Consider the following 20,010-nt stretch of genomic DNA (forward strand, 5'->3'; position numbering starts at 1 on the left):
TTGGCTCAGTCCGCTGCGATCAGCCGCCCACGGCCCGCCGTCTTGGCTGCATAGAGGGCGCCGTCGGCACGGGCCATCAGTTCCGCCAGGGCGGCCTCGCCGGGCTGCAGGACGGCCATCCCGGCGCTGTAGTCCAGCGCAAAGCCCAGCTCGGCCACACTGGCTGCATGCAGGCGCCTGCGCAGTCGCCGGTCCAGGGCCAGTCCGGCGGGCTCGCTGTTGTGCAACAGCAGCACACCAAACTCCTCGCCACCCAGGCGGCCAACCAGGTCGCCGCTGCGGCAGGTGTCGCCCAGCAGACGGGCAAAGAGTTGCAGGGCGCGGTCACCAGCCTCGTGGCCATGGGTGTCGTTGACCTGCTTGAAGTGGTCCAGGTCCAGCATCATTGCCGTCATGGGCAACTGGTGGCGTGCGGCGTGGGCCAGCAGGCTGCTGCCTTGGGTGGTGAAGCCGCGCCGGTTGAGCACGCCGGTGAGGCCGTCGGTCATCGCCAGCGTGCGCAGCTTGTGTTCAGCCTCCGACCGCCAGGCCACCAGCAGGGCGACCGTGCCCAGCACCAGGCTCACATTGGTGGCCACAGCAGCTGCCAGGTTGACGGGATGGGGCGTGCGAAAGCTGGGGTACTGGTCGGTGAAGGCGCCCAGCATGCCCCGCGCCAACGTGAACGCGGCCGACGTCAGCAGGCAGCCCAACAGCAGGCTGCGCCAGCGCAGGTTGGCCTCGACCACAGGCGCCAGGGTGGCGCGCGCAACGATGCACAGGATGGTGGCCAATACAAAGTTGGCCCAGCCCACGCGCCAGGCGTAGTGACCAAAGCCCAGGGTGTAGCCCAGCGGGGCGGCTATCACCAGCACCAGCAGCAGGCGGCGCAAGGGACGGGGGCCCAGCCATTCTTCGAGCGCCCGGTACAGCATCCACTGTGCGGCCGCGTTGCAGGCAATCGACACGGTGGAAAGGGCCTGGTCCCACAGGGTGGATGAGGCAATGATGGCCGCCCAGGCCACGGCCTGCAGCAGCATGCTGGCCTGCACATGGCGGGCCGCGCGGCTCACGTCCCGGCCCATGATCAGCGGCAGCGCGGCCGAGATCATGAACAGGTTGGCCGCCATGACCGTCATCAGCGTGAGGAAATCCAGTGGCATACGCAGCGGCCCCGGGGCCTGTGTTTACTGAAAAGCGACCTCGGCAAAGCTGCGCAGCTTGCGGCTGTGCAGGCGGTCCACGCCGCCGTTGCGCAGGATCTCGATGGCGCGCATGCCGATGCGCAGGTGCTGGTCCACCCGCTCGCGGTAGAAGTGGTTGGCCATGCCGGGCAGCTTGATTTCGCCGTGCAGGGGCTTGTCGCTCACGCACAGCAGGGTGCCGTAGGGCACGCGAAAGCGAAAGCCATTGGCGGCGATGGTGGCGCTTTCCATGTCCAGCGCCACTGCGCGGCTCTGGCTGAAACGGCGCTGGGGCGTGTTGTCGGGCAGCAGCTCCCAGTTGCGGTTGTCGGTGCTGGCCACGGTGCCGGTGCGCATCACGCGCTTCAGGTCGGCGCCGCTGATCTGCGTGACATCGGCCACGGCCTGCTGCAGCGCGAGCTGGATCTCGGCCAGCGCCGGGATGGGCACCCACAGCGGCAGGTCTTCGTCCAGCACATGGTCCTCACGCACATAGGCGTGGGCCAGCACGTAGTCGCCCAGCTGCTGGCTGTTGCGCAGGCCCGCGCAGTGGCCCAGCATCATCCAGGCGTGGGGGCGCAACACGGCGATGTGGTCGGTGATGGTCTTGGCGTTGGCGGGGCCCACGCCGATGTTGACCATGGTGATGCCGCTGCTGTCTGCGCGCACGAGGTGGTAGCCGGGCATTTGCGGCAAGCGCGGCGGAGCTACGCCCAGTTCGTCGCCGGGCTGGGCACCCAATCCCACGCGGCGGGTTACCACGTTGCCCGGCTCGATGAAGGCGATGTATTCACTGTCGGGCTTGGCCATCTCGGCGTGGCCCAGGCGCACAAATTCGTCGATGTAGAACTGGTAATTTGTGAACAGCACGAAGTTCTGGAACCACTCGGGCGCCGTTCCCGTGTAGTGGCGCAGGCGGTGCAGCGAGTAGTCCACGCGCGGCGCGGTGAACAGCGATAGCGGCTGCGCCTCGCCCGGGCGGGCCTGCCAGGTGCCGTTGGCGATGCCGTCGTCCATGGCAGCCAGGTCGGGCAGGTCGAACACGTCGCGCATCAGCATGCGGCGCTCGGGCGTCAGCGTGCCCTCGATGTGGTCGTGCTCGGCAAACGAAAAATGGATCGGAATGGGGTGGGCGCTGGTGCCCACTTCCAGCTCCACGTTGTGGCTGGCGCGCAGCAGGCGAAACTGCTCGGCGTAGTAGTGAGCGAACAGGTCGGGCCGGGTGAGGGTGGTTTCGTAGCGCCCAGGGCCTTCCACAAAACCATAGGCCAGCTTGGTGTCGGCCCGCGCCACGGTGGTGGTGTGCACCCGTACAAAGGGGTAGAACGCGCGCACGGCGCCTTCGGGCGTTTCGCCCGCCACAAAACGCTGCATGGCGTCGCGCAGGTGGCCAATCTGTTGCTGGTAAATGCGCTGCACCTGGGCCAGTGCGTCGGCCGGGTCGGTGTGGCGGGTGGGGGCGATGAAGTCGGGGATGAGGGGCATGCCCCTATTGTCCACAAGCCGGGAACGTGTCTGTGTGACGGCACCGGGAAGGGATCGGAAACAGGTTCTTAAACCGGCAAATCGCGCATCCAGCGCTGGAGCGCCACGGCATCCAGCGGCACCGACACCACATGCCCCTGGATCAGGTCACACCCCAGGCCCTTGAGCAATTGCACCTGCGCTGGGGTTTCCACCCCTTCGGCCACGGTTTTGAGCTGCAGGCTGCGGGCCATCTGAATGACGGCCGTGACGATGGCCACGTCGTCGGGGTTGCCGGGCGTGTCCACCACAAAAGACCGGTCGATCTTGAGGCTGTCGATGGGGTAGCGCTTGAGGTAGGCCAGCGACGAATACCCCGTGCCAAAGTCGTCGATCGAGATGCCCACGCCCAGCGCTTTGAGGGCATTGAGGGTGTCCAGCACCTGGCCGGTCTGGTGCATGAGCACGGATTCGGTCAGCTCGATCCCCAGGTACTGCGGCGCCAGGCCGGTATCGCGCAGCGCCGCGGCGATTTCGCCAGCGACATCGCGCTGGCGAAATTCGAGGGCCGACAGGTTCACCGCCACGGGCACCAGGGCCAGGCCCTCGTCCTGCCATTCCTTGAGCTGGCGGCAGGCCTCGCGCATCACCCAGCGGCCGATGGGGGTGATGAGGCCGCGCGATTCCGAAAAGGTGATGAACTCGTCCGGCCCCACCAGGCCGCGCTGCGGGTGGCGCCAGCGCACCAGAGCCTCCAGCCCCTGCAGGGAGCCGTCTTGCAGGCTGATCTGGGGCTGGTAGTGCAGCACAAAGGCGTTGTCCACAATGGCCTCGCGCAGAAGGCGCTCGTGCTGCAGCACATCGATGGCGCTGGCTTCCATGCTCGGGGTGTAGAACTGGCGGTTGCCGCGGCCGCTTTCCTTGGCGTGGTGCATGGCTGCATCGGCGCAGCGCAGCAGTGCATCGCCGGTGGTGGCGTGTTCGGGGAACAGGCTGATACCGATGGAGGGGGACACCGTCAGCGGCACCTGGCCCAGGGTGAACACGCCGTGCATGGACGCCAGCAGCTTGTCGGCCACCCGGGCGGCATCGTCGGGGCCCTGCACATCGGTCAGCACCACCACAAACTCATCGCCGCCCAGCCGCGCCACCACGTCAGCGTCGCGCACGCCCTGGCGCAGGCGTTCGGCCACGTTGCACAGCAGCTGGTCGCCTGCATGGTGGCCCAGCGAGTCGTTCACCGTCTTGAAATGGTCCAGGTTCACAAAAAGCACGGCCGCACGGCCGTGGCGCCTGCGGGCCAGCGACAGCACCTGCGACAGCTGTTCCATCAGGAAGTGGCGGTTGGGCAGCTGCGTGAGCGTGTCGTGCAGCGCAATGAAGGCCTCGCGCTCCTGGGCCTGCTTGCGGGCCGTGATGTCACGCACCACCACGATGCGGTAGTCGGCATGGTGCAGTGGCATGGTCTTGCCCACTACCTCCACGGGAATGACATGACCGTCCTTGTGGCGGATGGTCACTTCGTAGGGGTCTTCGCGCCCGGTGCGCGTGTAGTCCAGCGCCACGGCCCTCCATTCCGGACTGATGAAGTGGAAGATGGAAAACCCCACCACCTCCTGCAGCGCATAGCCCGTCAGGCGGGTGAGTGCCTCATTGCCGTCGGTGATGATGCCGTCGCGGTGGAACACGATGGCCTCGTCCGTGGCCTCGGTGAACTTGCGCATGCGCTCTTCGCTCTGGCGCACTTGGCGCTCCGCGCGCCAGCGCTCAGTGATGTCGGTGATCAGAACGAACGAGCCCAGCTGCTGCGCGCTGGCGTCAAAGTGCGGGATCAGGTTGACCTCGATCATGCGGGCCTCGCCATTGGGCAAGGTCTGCTCACGTGTGTACTTCACATGTTCGCCGCATGCGGACCGTTCCACATGCGGCTGGATGGCCAGCCAGGCCTTGTCGCCGATGGCCTCCTGCACCGTGAGGCCCAGGATGGACTCGGTCGTGTGGCCGTTGTAGGCGGCATAGCCTTGGTTGGCGAACTGGCAGCACAGGCCGGGCAGGTTGTAGTAGGCCATCAGCGCGGGCACGGAGTCTGCAATCAGCCGCAGCAAAGCATCGCTGGAGCCTCGGGGGCCAGGGGTGGGGGCTGCGTTGGTGAGGTCTTGCATGGGCAGGCGCTGATGGGTTTTGTTATAGCCGATAGACCTGACAGCAAGGCTTGGGGCAACTCCCCATGCAAGTTTGCTGCGCGGGTGGGTGGGTTGCGGTGGGTCTTTCTGTCACCATGGGGCATTGCCAGAAGAACAAAAGACAGGAAAGGTGCGGGAGTTCCATGCAGGAGTTCGGAGGTTTTTCCTCAGCGCTGGCCGTGCTGGCGAGCGCAGCGGGGTGCGGTTTGCTGATGGGTATTGAGCGCGAGCGTCGCAAAGGGGCGGGGCCCGACCGGGCGCTGGCCGGGGTGCGGTCGTTCACCCTGGCTTCCCTGGGGGGCGCGGCAGCTGCGCTCACGGCGGTTCCTGTGCTGGTGGTGGTGGGGGCCGTGTTGGTAGCGGCCCTCACGGTGGTGGCCTATGCGCGCGACCGCTCTGGCGACCCTGGCGTCACCACCGAGATCGCCTTGTTTCTGGCCTATCTGATCGGGGTGACCTGCGCGCGCGACCAGTTGCTGGCCGCCGCCCTGGCGGTGGTGGTGACGGGGCTGCTGGCGTTGCGGGACGTGTTGCACCAGTTTTCCAACCAGTGGCTGCAGCCCGGCGAGGTGCGCAGCGGGCTCATTCTGGCCGCCTTGGCTTTGCTGGTGTATCCGCTGGCCCCCAACACCCCCCTGTGGCAAGACGTGCTGAACCCGCAGGTGGTGGTGCGCCTGGTCATCGTGCTGCTGGTGATCCAGTCGCTGGCGCACTTGGCCAAGCGACTGATGCAGGCGCGCCATGCCGTGGCGCTGTCGGCGCTGGCCTCCGGGTTTGTGTCGAGCACCGCCACCATCGGCAGCCTGGGTATGGAGGTGCGAGCGGGCCGGGCCACGGCGCACACCAACGCAGGCGCTGCGGTGCTGTCGTGTGTGGCCACCATGGCCCAGATCGTGGTGGTGGCCGCCACCGTGCAGCCGCAGTGGCTGGCTCGGCTGTGGCTGCCCGCGCTGGCGGGCGGGTGTGTGGCGGCCGCCGTGGGATGGTGGGGCGGGCGCGGCGCGGCGCACCTGTCTGCGAAGGCTATGGACGCCGGTGCGGAGGTGGCGGTTGCTGTACCCCCTGACACCCCTATGTTCAAGCTGCGCGATGCCTTGCTGATTGCGGCTCTGCTCACTGGCATTCAGGCCGGTGTGCAGGGGCTCACGGCGTGGCAAGGCGACGCGGGCATGCTGGCAGGCGCGCTGCTGGCGGCCTTGGCCGACGTGCATGCCGCCACGGCGGCCGTGCTGGTGCGCGGCGGCCCGCACAGCGCGGCCGCACCCGCCATCGCGCAGGCCCTGATGGCCGCGCTGCTGGTGCATGCAGGCAGCAAGTGCGCGGTGGCCCTGGCCAGTGGTGGCTGGCGCTACGCGCTGGCTGTGGCACCGGGCGTGCTGGCGCACACCCTGGCTTTTGTGGGGGTGTTGGCCCTGCAGGCATAGCGGCTGGTGAAGGCGGGGCCGGATAATCGACCCATGACCTCCAAAGAAAACCAAGCCCGCGCTGATTTCAGCGCGCTGGCCCTGAGCCCCGCCACGCTGGCCAACCTGCAGCAGCTGGGCTACACCACCATGACCCCCATCCAGGCGGCCAGCCTGCCGCCCGCGTTGCTGGGCAAGGACCTGATCGCCCAGGCCAGCACCGGCAGCGGCAAGACCGCCGCGTTTGCCCTGGCCCTGCTGGCCAACCTCAACCCCCGCCGTTTTGCGGTGCAGGCGCTGGTGCTGTGCCCCACGCGCGAGCTGGCCGACCAGGTGACCACCGAGATCCGCCGCCTGGCGCGGGCCGAAGAAAACATCAAGGTCGTGACCCTGTGTGGCGGCGTGCCGCTGCGCGCACAGACGCTGAGCCTGGAGCATGGCGCGCACATCGTGGTGGGCACGCCCGGCCGCGTGATGGACCACCTGGAGCGCCAGCACCTGTCGCTGGAGGCGCTCAACACCCTGGTGCTCGATGAGGCCGACCGCATGCTCGACATGGGCTTCTTCGACGACATCGTCGTGGTGGCCAAGCAGTGCCCCAAGGAGCGCCAGACGCTGCTGTTTTCGGCAACGTACCCCGAGGGCATCGCCAAGCTCAGCGCCCAGTTCATGAAGTCGCCCGAGCAGATCACGGTGCAGGCCCAGCATGCCGAAGGCAAGATCGAGCAGCGCTGGTACGAGGTGAAAAACAGCGAGCGCCTGCACACGGTGTCGCAGCTGCTCAACCACTTCCGCCCAGAATCGTCCATCGCCTTTTGCAACACCAAGCAGCAGTGCCGCGACCTGGTGGGGGTGCTGCAGGCCCAGGGCTTCAGCGCGCTGGCGTTGTTTGGCGAGCTGGAACAACGTGAGCGTGATCAGGTGCTGGTGCAGTTTGCCAACCGCAGTTGCTCGGTGCTGGTGGCCACCGACGTGGCCGCGCGGGGCCTTGACATTGCCAACCTGGCCGCCGTGATCAACGTGGATGTGACGCCCGATCCCGAGGTGCACATCCACCGCATTGGCCGCACCGGCCGGGGCGATGCCGACGGCCTGGCGCTGAACCTGGCCAGCCTGGACGAGATGGGCTATGTGGGCAAGATCGAGCAACTGCAGGGCCGCGAGTCGCGCTGGTTCCCGGTGGCGGACCTCACGCCCACAGGCAGCGGCCCGCTGGTGCCGCCCATGGTCACCATCCAGATCATCGGTGGCCGCAAGGAAAAGATCCGTGCGGGCGACGTACTGGGCGCGCTCACGGGCGAGATGGGCTACACCCGCGAGCAGATCGGCAAGATCAATGTGAACGACTTCTCGACCTACGTGGCGGTGGACCGCGCCATTGGCGCGCAGGCCGCGCAGCGCCTGAACCAGGGCCGCGTGAAGGGCAAGACCGTGAAGGCGCGGCTCGTCACGGACTGAGAGGCTGAGAGTCTTTTATCTATGCCCGCCTGCACGCGAAAACGCCTCGGATCTAGGCGCAAAGCACAGCCATAGCTCGGGCTATGGCGAGCATTTGCAACGACGAGCCGGGGCGTTTTCGCGTGCTTTTCGGGCTCGGCTAAAAAACTCTCAGATCTGAGGCGCTCACGTGGGGCCAGCGCCGCTGCGCGGAGGCTGGCTGCGCTGGTGGCAGGTGAAAGTTTGGGTGAAAAATGCCGCCAGCGCTTGATGGGTGTCATTTGTTGCTATCTACTTGATAGCGATCAGGTTCTGCCCGGCGGCGGATCATTTCCGCAGCTGTTTTTTTCACGCCGCCTGTGGCATCTACGCATTGCATCATGACCTATAGAGGACTATAGTTCTTGGCATGACCACATCCCACAAAGTTGTTGCCTTTGACAGTGCCCCGGGACTGAGCCGCTACGCCGCCCTGGCCGCCGCCCTGCGTGCCCGCGTGGTGGCCGGGGAGTGGCCACCCGGCTCGGCCCTGCCGGCAGAAAGCCTGCTGGCCACCGAGCACCAGGTGGCGCTGGGCACCATGCGCCGTGCGCTGGAACTCCTGGTGGCGCAAGGCCTGGTAGAACGCATACACGGCCGGGGCACCTTTGTGCGCCAAGGGATTGCCGGTGCGTCGATGCTGCGCTTTTTTAGGTTTGACAGCGGCAGTGGCGAAATGCCACGCTCGCGCATCCTGTCACGCCAGCGCGTGGCGGCCCCGGCCGCCGTGGCCCGCAGGCTGGGCTTGGCCACGGGCGAGATGGTGCTGCGGCTGCAGCGTTTGCGCCTGCTGGCCGACCAGCCCTGTCTGCTGGAAGAGCTGTGGTTGCCGCTGGATGTGTTTGCTCCCCTGGCCGAAGGCAGCACCGCCGAATGGGACGACCTGCTGTACCCCATGTTCGCGCGGCGCTGCGGCGTGCATGTGCACCGTGCCGTGGACGACATTGGCTTTGCCGTGCTGACGGCCGCTCAGGCCATCCCCCTGGGGCTGGCCGCAGGCCATCCGGGCGTGGTGGTGCAACGGGCCGCCTACGACCTGGGCGGGCGCTGCGTCGAATGGCGCACCACGCGCGGCGATGCCCATGCCTTTCACTACACCGTGACCATTACATGAACGACAACCGTGGGGGTGTCCGTGGCCTGGCAAGCCAGTTCCACACCCCCTGCTGGACTTGGGGCGCCAGCTTCCTGCGTGTCCCCCTGAACGCCTGAAAACTCAACCAAGGAGACCTGTATGCACCATCTGTCCGATCCTCTGAACCCCCCTGGTTTGTCGCGCCGCGCGGCCCTGGCTGCCGTGGGCGCCACCTTGGCCGCCCCCTGGGTGCACACCCGCGCCGCGGGCGTGGGCGGCGGACGCACCGTGACCCTGGTTGTCTCTTACCCGGCAGGCGGCGGTGCCGACCTGATGGCCCGCATCATCGCGCCCCGCATGGCCGAGGCGCTGGGGCAAGGCGTTGTGGTGGACAACAAGCCCGGCGCCAGCGGCCAGCTGGCCGCATCGGCGGTGGCCCGCGCCACGCCGGATGGCACCACACTGCTGCTCGATGCATCGTCGTTCGCTGTCAATCCATCGCTCTACCCCAAGCTGCCCTACGACAGCAACACGGCCTTTGTGCCACTGGCCGTGTTGGCGACCTTTCCGAACGTGCTGGTGTGCCACCCGGGCTTCGGTGTCAATTCCGTCAAGGAAGTCATCGCGCGCGCCAAGGCCAAGCCCGAGGACGTGGCCTATGCGTCGTCCGGCAATGGTTCGGCCCAGCATCTGGCGGGGGCGTTGTTTGAAGAGCGCACAGGCGTGCGGCTGTCCCACATTCCCTATCGTGGGGGCGGCCCTGCCATGAACGACGTGATGGGAGGCCAGGTGCCGCTGTTTTTTGCCAATGTGGCCTCGTCCCTGGGCCACATTCAGGCGGGCAAGCTGCGGCCGCTGGCAGTGACCAGCGCCGTGCGCGCCCGTTCGCTGCCCGATGTGCCCACCATGGCGCAGGCCGGCGTGGCCGACTACGAAGTGCTGGAGTGGAACCCCGTGCTGGCTCCGGCGGGCATTGCGCCCGAGGTGCGCACGCAGCTGGTCAACGCCATCCGCAAGGCGCTGGCAGACCCTGAGGTGCTGGGCCGCATCCGCGCGCTGGGCGGTGATGCCTTTCCCGATGCCACCCAGGCCAGTGCGGGCAAGTTCATCCAGGCCCAGCAAGTGCAGTGGGGCAAGGTCATCCGTGAGCGCAAGATCGTGGTGGGCTGACCCATGGGTGCGCTGGCCACATCCACACCGTTGCGGGAAGCCCTGGAGGGATGGGACACGCACGTCCATGTGTTTGATGCCGCAGCCCCGGTCCAGGCCGGGCACTACCAGCCTGCGCACCAGCCTCTCGAACGCATTGAGGCAGAAGCCGCGAAGCTGGGCGTGGGCCACCTCGTGTTGGTGCAGCCCAGTGTGTATGGCACCGACAACCGGCTGGTGCTCGACGCCCTGGCGCGCGAACCGGGTCGGCACCGCGCGGTGGTGGTGGTGGATACCGACATTGCCGACAGCGAACTGCACTCCATGCACGCACTGGGCGTGCGCGGCGTGCGTTTCAATCTGGTGTCCCCCGTGGGCAACGGGGCGCAGGCCATGCAGGCGCTGGCGCCCCGCCTGAAGGCGCTGGGCTGGCATGTGCAGTGGTATGCAGCACCCGCCCAACTGGCGCAGATTGCCCAGCTGCATCTGCAAACGGGGTTGCCTTGTGTGCTGGACCATCTGGCGGGAATGCACGCCGCCTTGGCGCAGGACGATGCGGCCTGGCAGGCGCTGGCAAGGCTGGCCGACCTGGGGGCATGGGTCAAGCTGTCGGGCTGGTACCGCCTGCAGGCCGGGGCCCCCTACGCCGAACTGCACGGCGCGATCCGCCGCGTGGCAGGGCTGATGGGTGAGCGGCTGGTGTGGGGTTCGGACTGGCCCCATACGGCGTTTGCTCCGGACGCCATGCCCGCCTACGCGGGTGTGTGGGAGCCGGTGGTGGATGCCCTGGGCGCGGCGCGCGCCGACAAGGTGCGCATGGCGGGCGCCGAGCTGTACCGCTGAAGCGAAGTGCGTATGGGGGCATTGGCATGGGTGCTTCCCGCACCCGCCGTGTCTTTACCTGGCGCCTGCCGTTTCCAGCATCCGCACCATTTCGCTGAAGCCCCGTTGGCGCGCCAGTTGCAGCGGCGTGTTGCCCTGCCGGTCGGTCAGCGTTTGGCTCGCTCCCGTCCGCAGCAGGGCGTTCAGGGTCGCTTGGTGGCGCGGGCCGCCGTTGCCCAGCACGATGGACTCGATGAGCGCCGTCCAGTGCAGGTTGTTCACATGGTCCAGCGGCGCGCCAGCGGCGATCAGCTGGCGCACCACGCCGTCGTGCCCCAGGTGGGCAGCGGCGATGAGCGCCGTGCCTTCGTAGCGGCTGGTCACCTGTTTGGCGCTGGCGCCCAGTTGCAGCAGCACGCGCAGCGTGGCCTCGTCGTCGGCCACGGCGGCAATGGTCACGGCGTCGTAACGGTCGTTTTCCAGCAGATCCAGGCCAGCGCCCGCTTTGGCAAGGGCGCGGATCGCTTCGGCCTGCCGGGCGTAGGTGGCCACATGCAGCGGTGTGCGACCGTAAGCGTCGCGGGCGTTCAGGTCACCCTTTGCGGCAATCAGCTTGTTCAACGTCGGCATGTCGCCCCGCGCCGCAGCGGCATGCAGGCCCTGGTAGGCCGCTGTTTCGGCCGCCGTGGGAGGCACCTGGGCCTGGGCCGTGGTGGCACAGGCCAGTGCAGCGGCCAGTGTGAATACAAGGTTCCAGTGCTTCACGGGTGTCTCCGATGGCGTGCGTTGCAGGTGTGGGCGGGGGGTTACTTCAGCAGATCCTGCACCTTGGCGATGCCGGCCACGGCGCATTGCTCGTCCAGGTGGCCGCCAGGCGCGCCGCCCACGCCCACGGCGCCGATGACTTCGTTACCCACCTTCACCGGCACGCCGCCGCCCAGCAGCAGGTAGCCAGGGATGTTCACCAGGTTGGCAGCAGCGGGGTTTTTCTGCGCGCCTTCCATCATGGCCAGCGTGGTGTTCTTGGCCGATGCCGAGGTGTAGGCCTTCAGGCGGCTGGCTTCCAGCGTGTGGGGGCCTGCGTTGTCGGCGCGGTGCACGGCGCGCACGGTGCCTGCGCGGTCCACCACGGTGGCGGTCACGTTGTAGCCGTTGGCGCTGCAGGTGGCGACGGTTTGCGCGGCGATCTGCGTGGCCAGGTCCAGCGAGATGTTCTTTTCGGTGCGCACGCCTTCGGCGCTGGCGGCGGTGGCGATCAGGGACAGGGTGAGGGCGGCGATGGTGGCGAGGCGGTTTTGCATGGTGTTCTCCGGTGTTTTTGACGTCGGTGCCACCCGTTGTGGCGCCGTGGGAGAACTGTAGAAAACGCTGCGGTTTTCAGCCATTCGGGCGGCTACGCGCGGGCCTCCGTAAAACTACGGAAGGCCTTGGCAAAGCTGCTCAGGATGCTGCATCCACCAGCGCCGCATACCGCCGTATCAGCTGCGCCAGCGACTCCGCCCCCAGCTTGCCAAACAGGTTGGCGCGGTGCGTTTCCACCGTGCGGGGCGACAGTGCCAGCGCGCGCCCGATCTCCTTGTTGGTCAGGCCCTCCACGATCAAGCCCAGCACCTCGCGCTCGCGGGCCGACAGTTGTGCGAAGCGCTCGCGCGCCTGCTGGTCGGCCTGGTGGCGCTCGCGGGATCGCACATGCTGGCGCACGGCGTTCTGCAGGGCTTCGATCAGCACTTCGTCGTCCACGGGCTTTTCGAGAAACTCCGCCGCCCCGGCCTTGAACGCGCGGCGGCACATCTCCACCGTGCCGTGGCCGGTCAGCAGGATCATGGGCTGGTCCACGCCCTGCGAGAGCAGCTGCTCCAGCACCGTGAGGCCGCTGATGCCGGGCATGCGCACATCGAGCACGATGGCGCCGATGCTGGCGCGGTCAAACCCTGCCATGAAGGACTGCGGGTCGGCCCAGGCCTGTACGCGCAGGCCCACGGTGCTGATGAGCAGGGAGAGGCTGTCGCGCACGGCGGCATCGTCGTCCACCAGGTGGATCAGGGGCGAGAGGGATGGCGCGCTATCGGTCATGGGCGGGCGGTGCAGTGGGCAGGGTCAGCACAAACTCCGCGCCCCGTGGGTCTTGGGCTGGCGCAGCGGCCTCAGGCGCCAGGGCCAGCTGCGCGCCCATGGCCTGCGCCAGGCTGTCGCACAGTGTCAGGCCCAGTCCCAGCCCGCCCGTGCGTGTGGTGTAGAACGGCTCGAACAGGCGCTGGCGGGCCTCGGGTGGTATGCCCGGGCCGTGGTCGCGCACCGACAGGGCCACGTGCCCGGTATCGGTGCGCGCCATGGCAATGTGCAGCTGGCGTTCGGTGGCTGGCACCTGTTCCAGCGCCTGCAATGCATTCATCAGCAGGTTGTGGATGATCTGCTGCAGGGCCACAGGCTCGGCCAGCACGGTGGGCAGGTCGGGGGCGGTGGTCACGCTGGGCACCACACCCCGCTGGGCCAGCTCGGGCTCCAGCAGGTGCAGCGCGTCGTGCACGGCCGTGGGCAGCGCCAGCGGCTGGGCCTGGCCTGCCAGGTCGGGGCGCTCCACCAGGCGGCGCAGGCGACCCACCACGGTGGAGGCGCGGCGTGCCTGCTCCACCGCACGGGCCATGGCCGTCTGGGCGGTGTCGAGGTCGGGCGGTTCATCGGCCAGCAGGCGCTGGGCGGCCTGGGTGCTCGACAGCAGGGCCGTCAGCGGCTGGTTCAACTCGTGCGCCATGCCGGCGGCCAGCTCGCCCAGTGTGTTCAGGCGTGCCACCTGGCCCAGGCGCAGCAGTTCTTCGGCCCGCTGGCGGGCCACGCGCTGGCGCCACAGTGCGTGGCCTGCAGCCCAGAGCGCAGCGGTCAGCACGCACCAGCCCAGCATGCCCCACCACGGCAGCTCGTGCAGGCCCACGCTGCGGCGGGCCACCACGTCCAGCGGCTGGCTTTGTGCCGCCAACAGCTTGTGAAACTCGTAGGTGCGGCTCCAGGCACCCACCTCGGATCGGCCCGGCTGTACGACGAAAGCCTCGCCATCGCGCTCCAGCGTCACACGCACGGGGCTGGTGGACCTGTCCATGGGCCACTCGTCCATGGGAATGGTGCTGCGCAGGTCGATGTGCAGTGCGTAGCTGGCGGGCGTGCCTGCCAGCACGAGGTGATAGCGGCCTGCGGGCAGGTTCAGCCCTGCCATGGCCGCATGGCCGGTGCGGCGTGAGGAGGCTTCAGCGGCCGCCAGTTCTGCCTGCAGTGCGGGGGGCCAATCACTCTGCGCTGTGCGCTGCAGCACCGCCAGAATTTGCGGGTAGACCGAAGGCAGGCGGGGCAGGGGGGATGCGGCGTCGGTGCCGTTGCTCGCTGCGGCGGTGGGCTGCAGCAACGCCAGCGTCGCCATGATGGCATCGTGCTGCACCACACGCTGGCTCAGTAGCCGGTGCACGATGCGCGCGTCGGTCTCGAACGCTGCGTGCAGCTGCTGCAAACGCGCGACGGCCAGCCAGCTGGCGCCTGCGCATGCGACCACGGCCCAGAGCAGCAGGCTGGGGAGATGCAGGGTGCGGTACGAGGGAAGGTGGCGGCGCCATGCCGGGGTCATGCGCGGATTCTGGCATGGGGGCTTGCGCGGGACGCGCTTCGCCGAAGGTAGCGCTGTCTGAGCAAACGGCGTAAAGCGGGTCTTAAGGCCGCTCTGGTGTAATTCCGGCTCGGTTCTTCAGCGCTGCTCCTCCAATACCTCCATCCATGTCCAACCCTGCTCCAAAGCCTCACCAATGGCTCACACCCCGCAACCTGCTGTGGGCGTCTATTGCGGTGGCGGGGGTCACCATTGCTCTCAAGACGCTGGCCTGGGTGGTCACCGGCTCGGTGGGCCTGCTGTCGGATGCGATGGAGTCGTTTGTCAACCTGGCCAGCGCCATGTTTGCGCTGGCCATGGTGACCGTGGCGGCGCGGCCTGCGGATGACGACCACCCCTACGGCCACCACAAGGCTGAGTATTTTTCGTCAGGGTTCGAAGGCATCCTCATCGTGGGGGTGTCGGCGGGCATCCTATGGGCGGCCGGGCACCGGCTGATGGACCCGCAGCCCATCGAACAGCTGGGCTGGGGCCTGGGGCTGTCGGTGCTCAGTTCGGCGCTCAATGGCTTTCTCGCGTGGCTCATGTTCCGCTCGGCCCGCGAGTACCGCTCCATCGCGCTGGAGGCCGATGCGCGCCATCTCGTCACCGACGTGTGGACCTCGGCCGGTGTGCTGGTGGGCATTGCGGGCGCGGCCCTCACGGGCTGGCTGTGGCTGGATGCGCTGGCGGCGATTGCAGTGGCGCTGAATATCCTGAAAGAGGGCGTGGAACTGGTGTGGCGATCCTCCCAGGGCCTGATGGATTCAGCGGTAGAGCCCGAGGTGCAGGCCACCATCGACGCCACGTTGCAGCAGTTTGTGCAATCGCAGGCGCCCGGTGCCGTGCGGTTTGACCATGTCTCCACCCGCCGTGCGGGCCAGCGCCAGTTTGTGGACATGCACCTGCACATGCCCGCCGACTGGACCCTGCGCCACGCCGCCGAGCTGCGCGGCCAGGTCGAGCGTGCGCTGATGACCGCCGTACCCGGCCTGCGCGCCACCATCGAGCTGCTGCCCACCGATGTGGAAGCGCATTTCGACGACCCCCGTGACGATTTGAAGGATGCCGTGAAGTGATCAGCGTATTGCAGCGTGTGCGCGCAGCGCGCGTGGAGGTGAACGGGCAGACCGTGGGCGCCATCGGCGCAGGCCTGCTGGTGCTGGTGTGTGCCGAACGCGGTGACACGGAGATGGAGGCCGACAAACTGCTGGCCAAGATCCTCAAGCTGCGCATTTTTTCGGACGCCGCAGGCAAGATGAACCAGAGCGTGCAGGACACCGGTGGCGGCCTGCTGCTGGTCAGCCAGTTCACGCTGGCGGCAGACACCACTGGCGGCAACCGCCCCAGCTTCACCCGGGCGGCTGCACCCGATGAGGGGCGGCGGCTGTACGACTATGTGGTTGCCCAGGCGCGCAAGGTGCACCCCAAGGTGGCCACGGGCCAGTTTGCCGCCGATATGCAGGTGCACCTCATCAATGACGGCCCGGTGACCATCCCGCTGCGGATACCTCCTACAGCGGCTTAGTGGTCAAAAAAGATAGCATTCAGCGCTTGATGGATAAGCGCTATGGCCTTGTTTTCCTTTTATTTTCGAGAGAAACCAAGGGCGACACCGGCAGCACCCGGAACCCTGCCGACGCCAGTGCCAGCCAGGTGGCAATGGCCAGCATGACGGCCGTGTAGGCATCCCACCCCTGGCGCTGCGCCCAGGTGGCGACGATGCCAGTGAACCACTGCATCAGCGCCACACCCAGGAACATCGCCATGGTGTAGGCCGACAGTGCCCGGCCTGTGAGCGTAGGCGGATAGGAGGCCCGCACATCGGCGTACTGCAGCACGCCATAGCCCGACAGCAGGCCCATCAGCAAAATCAGCACCACGCTGGCCGCAGCGCTCCCGTGCAGGAACGCCAGCACCATGAACAGGCTCGCCATGAGCAGCGATGCATTGCCGATCCAGCGCCTGCGGCGGGCGATGCCCGGGTCCAGCCGACCGCCCAGACCCGGCGCGAAGAGGGCAATCAGCGAGAGCCCCAGCGCAACGTTGCCACTGTCCACCAGCGAGAGGTGGTAGCGGTCCATCAGCAGCGGTGCCAGCCACAGGCCGCGCAGCGACAAAAATGCGGCGTAGCCCGACATGCCCAGCAGCAGAATGCCCCAGGTGTGCGGCACGGTGAGCAGCTGGCCAAAGCCCAGCAGCGCCTGGCCCCAGGTTTCGCGCTGCGCCGGGGGCGGCACCAGAGGGGTGGGCTCGTGCACGCGCAGCCAGATCAGCAGCCACGACAGCGCGCTGAGCACCGCCAACACGGCATAACCCGTGCGCCAGCCACCGCCGTGTTGCACCAGCCAGGCCAGCGGCGTGCCGGTGAACAGCAGGCCCAGGCCACCCACACCCATCGCCACGCCCGACAGGTAGGCAAACCGGTCCGCTGGAAAATGCCGTGCAATGAACAGCGTGCAGGCCAGAAACGCGGGCGAGCAGCCCACGCCGATCAGCAGTTGCCCTGCCATCAGCCAGGGGTAGGTCGGCGCGGTGGCCGAGAGCGCCGACCCCGCAACCGCCAGCGGAAACGCCGTGAGTACCGTGCGCCGCAGGCCGTACAGGTCCAGCCCCACGCCCATCAGCAACTGGGCCACGCCGAAGGAAAGGCCAAACAGCCCCGCAAACGCGCCCAGCGACCCTGGCGAGAGCCCGAAGTCCGCCGTCAGTCCTTGGGCCACCATGGCCGTGGTGGTGCGAAAGGCCTGGCTCAGTGCAAACCCGCTGAGCAGCGCAAGCAGCATGGCCCACAGCGCACGCGGTGATGGCCGGCCGCTGTCCGCAGGAAAGGATGGAGATGCCGACGAGGACGGCAGGGGGCTGCCGCTCACTGCCGCCAGAAGAACAGAGCGGCCATTACCAGCCCGGTAGCCACAATGCCCCAGCGCAGCACGTTAGCAGGCAGCTTGCGAGCTACGCGTGCACCACCATACCCGCCTGCGGTGGCGGCCACCATCATCATCAGCGCCTGCTGCCACAGCACCACGCCACCTGCCGCATAGATGAGCACGGCAATGGCGGTAAGCAGGGCCGACACCCAGTTCTTGAGGCCGTTCATAGCGTTCAGGTTCGTCTGCCCTAGCAGGCCGAACAGCGCCAGCAGAAGGATGCCCAGCCCGCCGTTGAAATAGCCGCCATAGGCAGCCACCGCCAGCACGCCCACCGTGGCCTTGGCGGTGGAGGGTTTGCCGCCCGTCAGCATCCGGCGCAGCTGCGGCCCGAATGCGAACAGCGCCGTGGCCGCCAGCAGCAGCCAGGGAACCACGCGGCGGAAGGTGGCGTCGGGTGTGACCAGCAGCAGCGCGGCCCCGGCCGCGCCCCCGATGAGTGAGAGCACCACCAACAAGCGCATCGACAGCCCCGGCGGCGGGGCCGTGTCTTCGCGGAACCCCCATGCGCCGGCCATGTAGCCGGGCAGCAGGGCTACCGTGCCCGTGGCATTGGCCACCACAGGCGGCACGCCAGTGAAGACGAGGGCGGGCAGGGTCAGAAAACTGCCGCCTCCGGCGACGGCGTTGAGGGCGCCGGCAACGAAGGCGGCGGTGAGCAGCAAAGGCGTGTCGAGCATGCTCCGATGGTAGGGGGTGGCGCCGCCACCATTGGCGATGGCGCGGGTGCAACACTTTTGCCTGCCGTGAGCCTCGTCGGGTGTTCAGCCCTGTCGCCAGTGGGGTCCCGGCTGCCGATGCAATCAGTACAGATAGGCGGCGTCGGCTGCGGCGGGTGTTACGCCATCCGTGGCACTGCTGGTGCCCACGGCCAGGGTGCTGGCATCACCGGACAGGGCGACGCTGGCACCGAAGCGTGCAAGTGCGCGCGGCTGGGGGGCCTTGAGGTAGGCCCTGTGCGCCCAGGTGGTGCCGTCACGGCGGTAGACATTGACGGCTCCGGCTGAATATAAGGCCTGGTTGTTGGGGTTGCCATTGATGCCAGAGGCGTTGCTTGCATCGTCGAGGTTGCCCACGGCAAGCATGCGGCCGTCCGCAGAAAGCGACAACATGACACTGTTTGTAAAGAACCCGTCGGCAGCCTTGACCGGCAATGCGGGCTGCTGCGTCCAGGCGTCCCCCGTGCGTGTGAATGTTCGCAGCTGAACGTCAGTACCTCCAGAGCGGTCCAAGACGGCCAGTGTGCTTCCGTCCCTGGACATTGCAAAGGGATTGTGCGAACCCGTCAGCGCACCTGCGGCAGGAACGCGCCACACCTGCGTGGGTGCACTCCAGACACCTCCGAGATGGGTCAGGACCGAGATGTCCTTGTCGGTGTTTGCCGCAAGCACGGTGCCGTCGCTGGACAGGGCTACAACCGCCCCAAAGCGGGCCATTGTCGGGTCGGCGCTGCTGCCTGGCAGTTGCGCCTGCTCGGCCCAGCCGCCGTTGTTGCGGGCAAAGGTGTGAACGGCTCCGACGCCGCCCCCAAAAATGGTTTCACCGGTGAAGGAGAGTCCACTCAACACGGCGGCAGACCCCGGGGTGAAGTTAGCACCTTCTTCGGGCGCTCCTACCGCCAGCAGGTTCCCGTCGGCTGACAGAGCCACGCTGAAGCCAAAGTGTTGGGGGGTGCATGGAAATACAGCCGTGCCAGAGATGTCCAGGCGGCTGCAGGTCTCGACTTTCGCAGGCGTGTTGCGGGACTTGATGTAGGCCTGCTGGCTCCAGGTGCTGCCGTTGTCCATGAAGATATAAGCAGCCCCCGCGCCATACGCGTCGCGGTTGGCCGCATCGCCGTTGATGCCGCGTGCATTGCTTCTTTCCTCTGGTGCACCCACTGCCAGCGTGCGACCGTTGGCCGATAGTGCGAGGCTGGCGCCAAAGGCCATCTTTGCGGCCGGACTGCTGCCTTCCAGCCGCGCCCGCAGACCCCAGGCAGGGGCTGGCATGCCAACGCCTGGCATGCTGCGGCTGAAGATGTACACCGCGCCCGCCCCTGCCAGGCCGTCTGAACTGCCCTCGCGGGGCGACCCGACAGCCAGCGTTAAACCGTCGGCCGAAAGGGCAATTGCGTTCGTGTAGGCGCCAAATCGCTGCGTCGGATCGCCGGCAGGCAGGTCGAAGCGCCCTATGGCCTGGGTGAGGTCGGGTGTTACCGCGCTCGTGAACGGGCCGCAGCCGCTCGCGTCGCAGGCGCGCAGCCGGTAACTCGCGTTCACACGCTCGTGCAGCAGCCCCCCAATCTGTATGGGGAAGCTGGTGACGTTGTTGGCGGCGCCGACGCCGAATAGCGATTCAGGTTGGGGGCCTGCTGCGCCATCAGGGTCCTCGAACAGTTCGTAGCGCATCGCACCCGGGGTGACGGTCCAGCCCAAGTTGTAGGTCTTGGGGCCGTAGCTCGCCACGCTGAAGCCGGAAGGGGCCGGGAGTCCGGCGGGCTCCGATTCGCCACTGCCGCCCCCGCAGGCCGCCAGAACGAGTGGCGCCGCCAGCAGCAAGGCGCGATACAAGCATGGCAGGCCCGAATTCGCCACGGGCGCAGGGTGTCGCTGGAAATAGGTCACAGAGAAGACTCCTGAAAAAAGGGGGAGACAGGCAGGGCGCGCGGCGGGAGTGTCAACAGGTCTGCGAGACGCGCACTGGAGGAGTCAATCGTCGCTTATCAAGACAACGCC

The 20,010-nt window shown here is 67.5% G+C and carries 17 protein-coding genes; 7 read left to right on the plus strand and 10 right to left on the minus strand.

The window, feature by feature from the left end; translation table 11 throughout:
* Window positions 1-5: 5 nt before the first annotated feature.
* The 3 genes from AC2YJX_RS17875 to AC2YJX_RS17885 all read right to left on the minus strand — a co-directional run bounded on the left by AC2YJX_RS17875 (window position 6) and on the right by AC2YJX_RS17885 (window position 4,789).
* The gene (locus AC2YJX_RS17875) at window positions 6-1,142 is read right to left on the minus strand and encodes a GGDEF domain-containing protein (protein ID WP_487256833.1); all 1,137 of its coding nucleotides are present in this window, start codon (window positions 1,140-1,142) and stop codon (window positions 6-8) included.
* A gap of 24 nt (window positions 1,143-1,166) precedes the next feature.
* Window positions 1,167-2,648 (minus strand): AMP nucleosidase, encoded by a 1,482-nt coding sequence (locus tag AC2YJX_RS17880; RefSeq protein ID WP_055396354.1) that lies wholly within the window; start codon window positions 2,646-2,648, stop codon window positions 1,167-1,169.
* Between the two features lie 68 nt (window positions 2,649-2,716).
* Window positions 2,717-4,789, minus strand: a complete 2,073-nt coding sequence (locus tag AC2YJX_RS17885; protein WP_487256834.1) for a putative bifunctional diguanylate cyclase/phosphodiesterase — start codon at window positions 4,787-4,789, stop codon at window positions 2,717-2,719.
* A gap of 164 nt (window positions 4,790-4,953) precedes the next feature.
* Here AC2YJX_RS17885 and AC2YJX_RS17890 point away from each other — a divergent pair, with 164 nt between their 5' ends.
* The 5 genes from AC2YJX_RS17890 to AC2YJX_RS17910 all read left to right on the plus strand — a co-directional run bounded on the left by AC2YJX_RS17890 (window position 4,954) and on the right by AC2YJX_RS17910 (window position 10,756).
* Window positions 4,954-6,234, plus strand: a complete 1,281-nt coding sequence (locus tag AC2YJX_RS17890) for an MgtC/SapB family protein (RefSeq protein WP_121422157.1) — start codon at window positions 4,954-4,956, stop codon at window positions 6,232-6,234.
* A 33-nt stretch (window positions 6,235-6,267) separates the two neighbouring features.
* Window positions 6,268-7,671: an ATP-dependent RNA helicase DbpA gene (gene dbpA, locus AC2YJX_RS17895; RefSeq protein ID WP_487256835.1), complete on the plus strand. Its 1,404-nt coding sequence runs from the start codon at window positions 6,268-6,270 to the stop codon at window positions 7,669-7,671.
* A 388-nt stretch (window positions 7,672-8,059) separates the two neighbouring features.
* On the plus strand, window positions 8,060-8,803 hold the full coding sequence (locus tag AC2YJX_RS17900; RefSeq protein ID WP_055396362.1) for a GntR family transcriptional regulator: 744 nt from the start codon (window positions 8,060-8,062) through the stop codon (window positions 8,801-8,803).
* 120 nt (window positions 8,804-8,923) lie between these two features.
* Window positions 8,924-9,934 (plus strand): tripartite tricarboxylate transporter substrate binding protein, encoded by a 1,011-nt coding sequence (locus AC2YJX_RS17905; RefSeq protein ID WP_431151738.1) that lies wholly within the window; start codon window positions 8,924-8,926, stop codon window positions 9,932-9,934.
* Window positions 9,935-9,937: 3 nt separating this feature from the next.
* Window positions 9,938-10,756 carry an amidohydrolase family protein gene (locus AC2YJX_RS17910; protein WP_487256836.1) on the plus strand — a complete coding sequence of 273 codons (819 nt, stop codon included), beginning with the start codon at window positions 9,938-9,940 and terminating at the stop codon, window positions 10,754-10,756.
* Window positions 10,757-10,810: 54 nt separating this feature from the next.
* On the opposite strand, the gene AC2YJX_RS17915 is transcribed toward AC2YJX_RS17910, so the two are convergent.
* From AC2YJX_RS17915 to AC2YJX_RS17930, 4 genes are all read right to left on the minus strand, one after another.
* Entirely contained in the window at window positions 10,811-11,500 is a 690-nt protein-coding gene (locus AC2YJX_RS17915; RefSeq protein ID WP_487256837.1) for an ankyrin repeat domain-containing protein, read from the minus strand.
* A gap of 41 nt (window positions 11,501-11,541) precedes the next feature.
* The gene (locus tag AC2YJX_RS17920; protein WP_121423024.1) at window positions 11,542-12,036 is read right to left on the minus strand and encodes a GlcG/HbpS family heme-binding protein; all 495 of its coding nucleotides are present in this window, start codon (window positions 12,034-12,036) and stop codon (window positions 11,542-11,544) included.
* Between the two features lie 139 nt (window positions 12,037-12,175).
* Complete coding sequence (locus tag AC2YJX_RS17925) at window positions 12,176-12,808, minus strand: response regulator transcription factor (protein WP_487256838.1); 633 nt, start codon at window positions 12,806-12,808, stop codon at window positions 12,176-12,178.
* Window positions 12,798-14,345 (minus strand): sensor histidine kinase, encoded by a 1,548-nt coding sequence (locus tag AC2YJX_RS17930; protein WP_487256839.1) that lies wholly within the window; start codon window positions 14,343-14,345, stop codon window positions 12,798-12,800. Before AC2YJX_RS17930 ends, AC2YJX_RS17925 begins: the two co-directional genes overlap by 11 nt.
* A gap of 146 nt (window positions 14,346-14,491) precedes the next feature.
* Here AC2YJX_RS17930 and AC2YJX_RS17935 point away from each other — a divergent pair, with 146 nt between their 5' ends.
* Together AC2YJX_RS17935 and dtd are read left to right on the plus strand one after the other, a co-directional pair.
* Window positions 14,492-15,442 (plus strand): cation diffusion facilitator family transporter, encoded by a 951-nt coding sequence (locus AC2YJX_RS17935; RefSeq protein WP_487256840.1) that lies wholly within the window; start codon window positions 14,492-14,494, stop codon window positions 15,440-15,442.
* Window positions 15,439-15,891 (plus strand): D-aminoacyl-tRNA deacylase, encoded by a 453-nt coding sequence (gene dtd, locus AC2YJX_RS17940; protein WP_487256841.1) that lies wholly within the window; start codon window positions 15,439-15,441, stop codon window positions 15,889-15,891. Before AC2YJX_RS17935 ends, dtd begins: the two co-directional genes overlap by 4 nt.
* A gap of 40 nt (window positions 15,892-15,931) precedes the next feature.
* Here the strand turns inward: dtd and AC2YJX_RS17945 are convergent, their stop codons facing one another.
* The 3 genes from AC2YJX_RS17945 to AC2YJX_RS17955 all read right to left on the minus strand — a co-directional run bounded on the left by AC2YJX_RS17945 (window position 15,932) and on the right by AC2YJX_RS17955 (window position 19,899).
* Window positions 15,932-17,149: an MFS transporter gene (locus AC2YJX_RS17945; RefSeq protein ID WP_487256842.1), complete on the minus strand. Its 1,218-nt coding sequence runs from the start codon at window positions 17,147-17,149 to the stop codon at window positions 15,932-15,934.
* An 83-nt stretch (window positions 17,150-17,232) separates the two neighbouring features.
* Window positions 17,233-17,973, minus strand: a complete 741-nt coding sequence (locus tag AC2YJX_RS17950; RefSeq protein ID WP_487256843.1) for a sulfite exporter TauE/SafE family protein — start codon at window positions 17,971-17,973, stop codon at window positions 17,233-17,235.
* A gap of 123 nt (window positions 17,974-18,096) precedes the next feature.
* Window positions 18,097-19,899: a WD40 repeat domain-containing protein gene (locus AC2YJX_RS17955; RefSeq protein ID WP_487256844.1), complete on the minus strand. Its 1,803-nt coding sequence runs from the start codon at window positions 19,897-19,899 to the stop codon at window positions 18,097-18,099.
* Window positions 19,900-20,010 lie beyond the last annotated feature (111 nt).

Source organism: Acidovorax sp. SRI_002 (assembly GCF_057586455.1).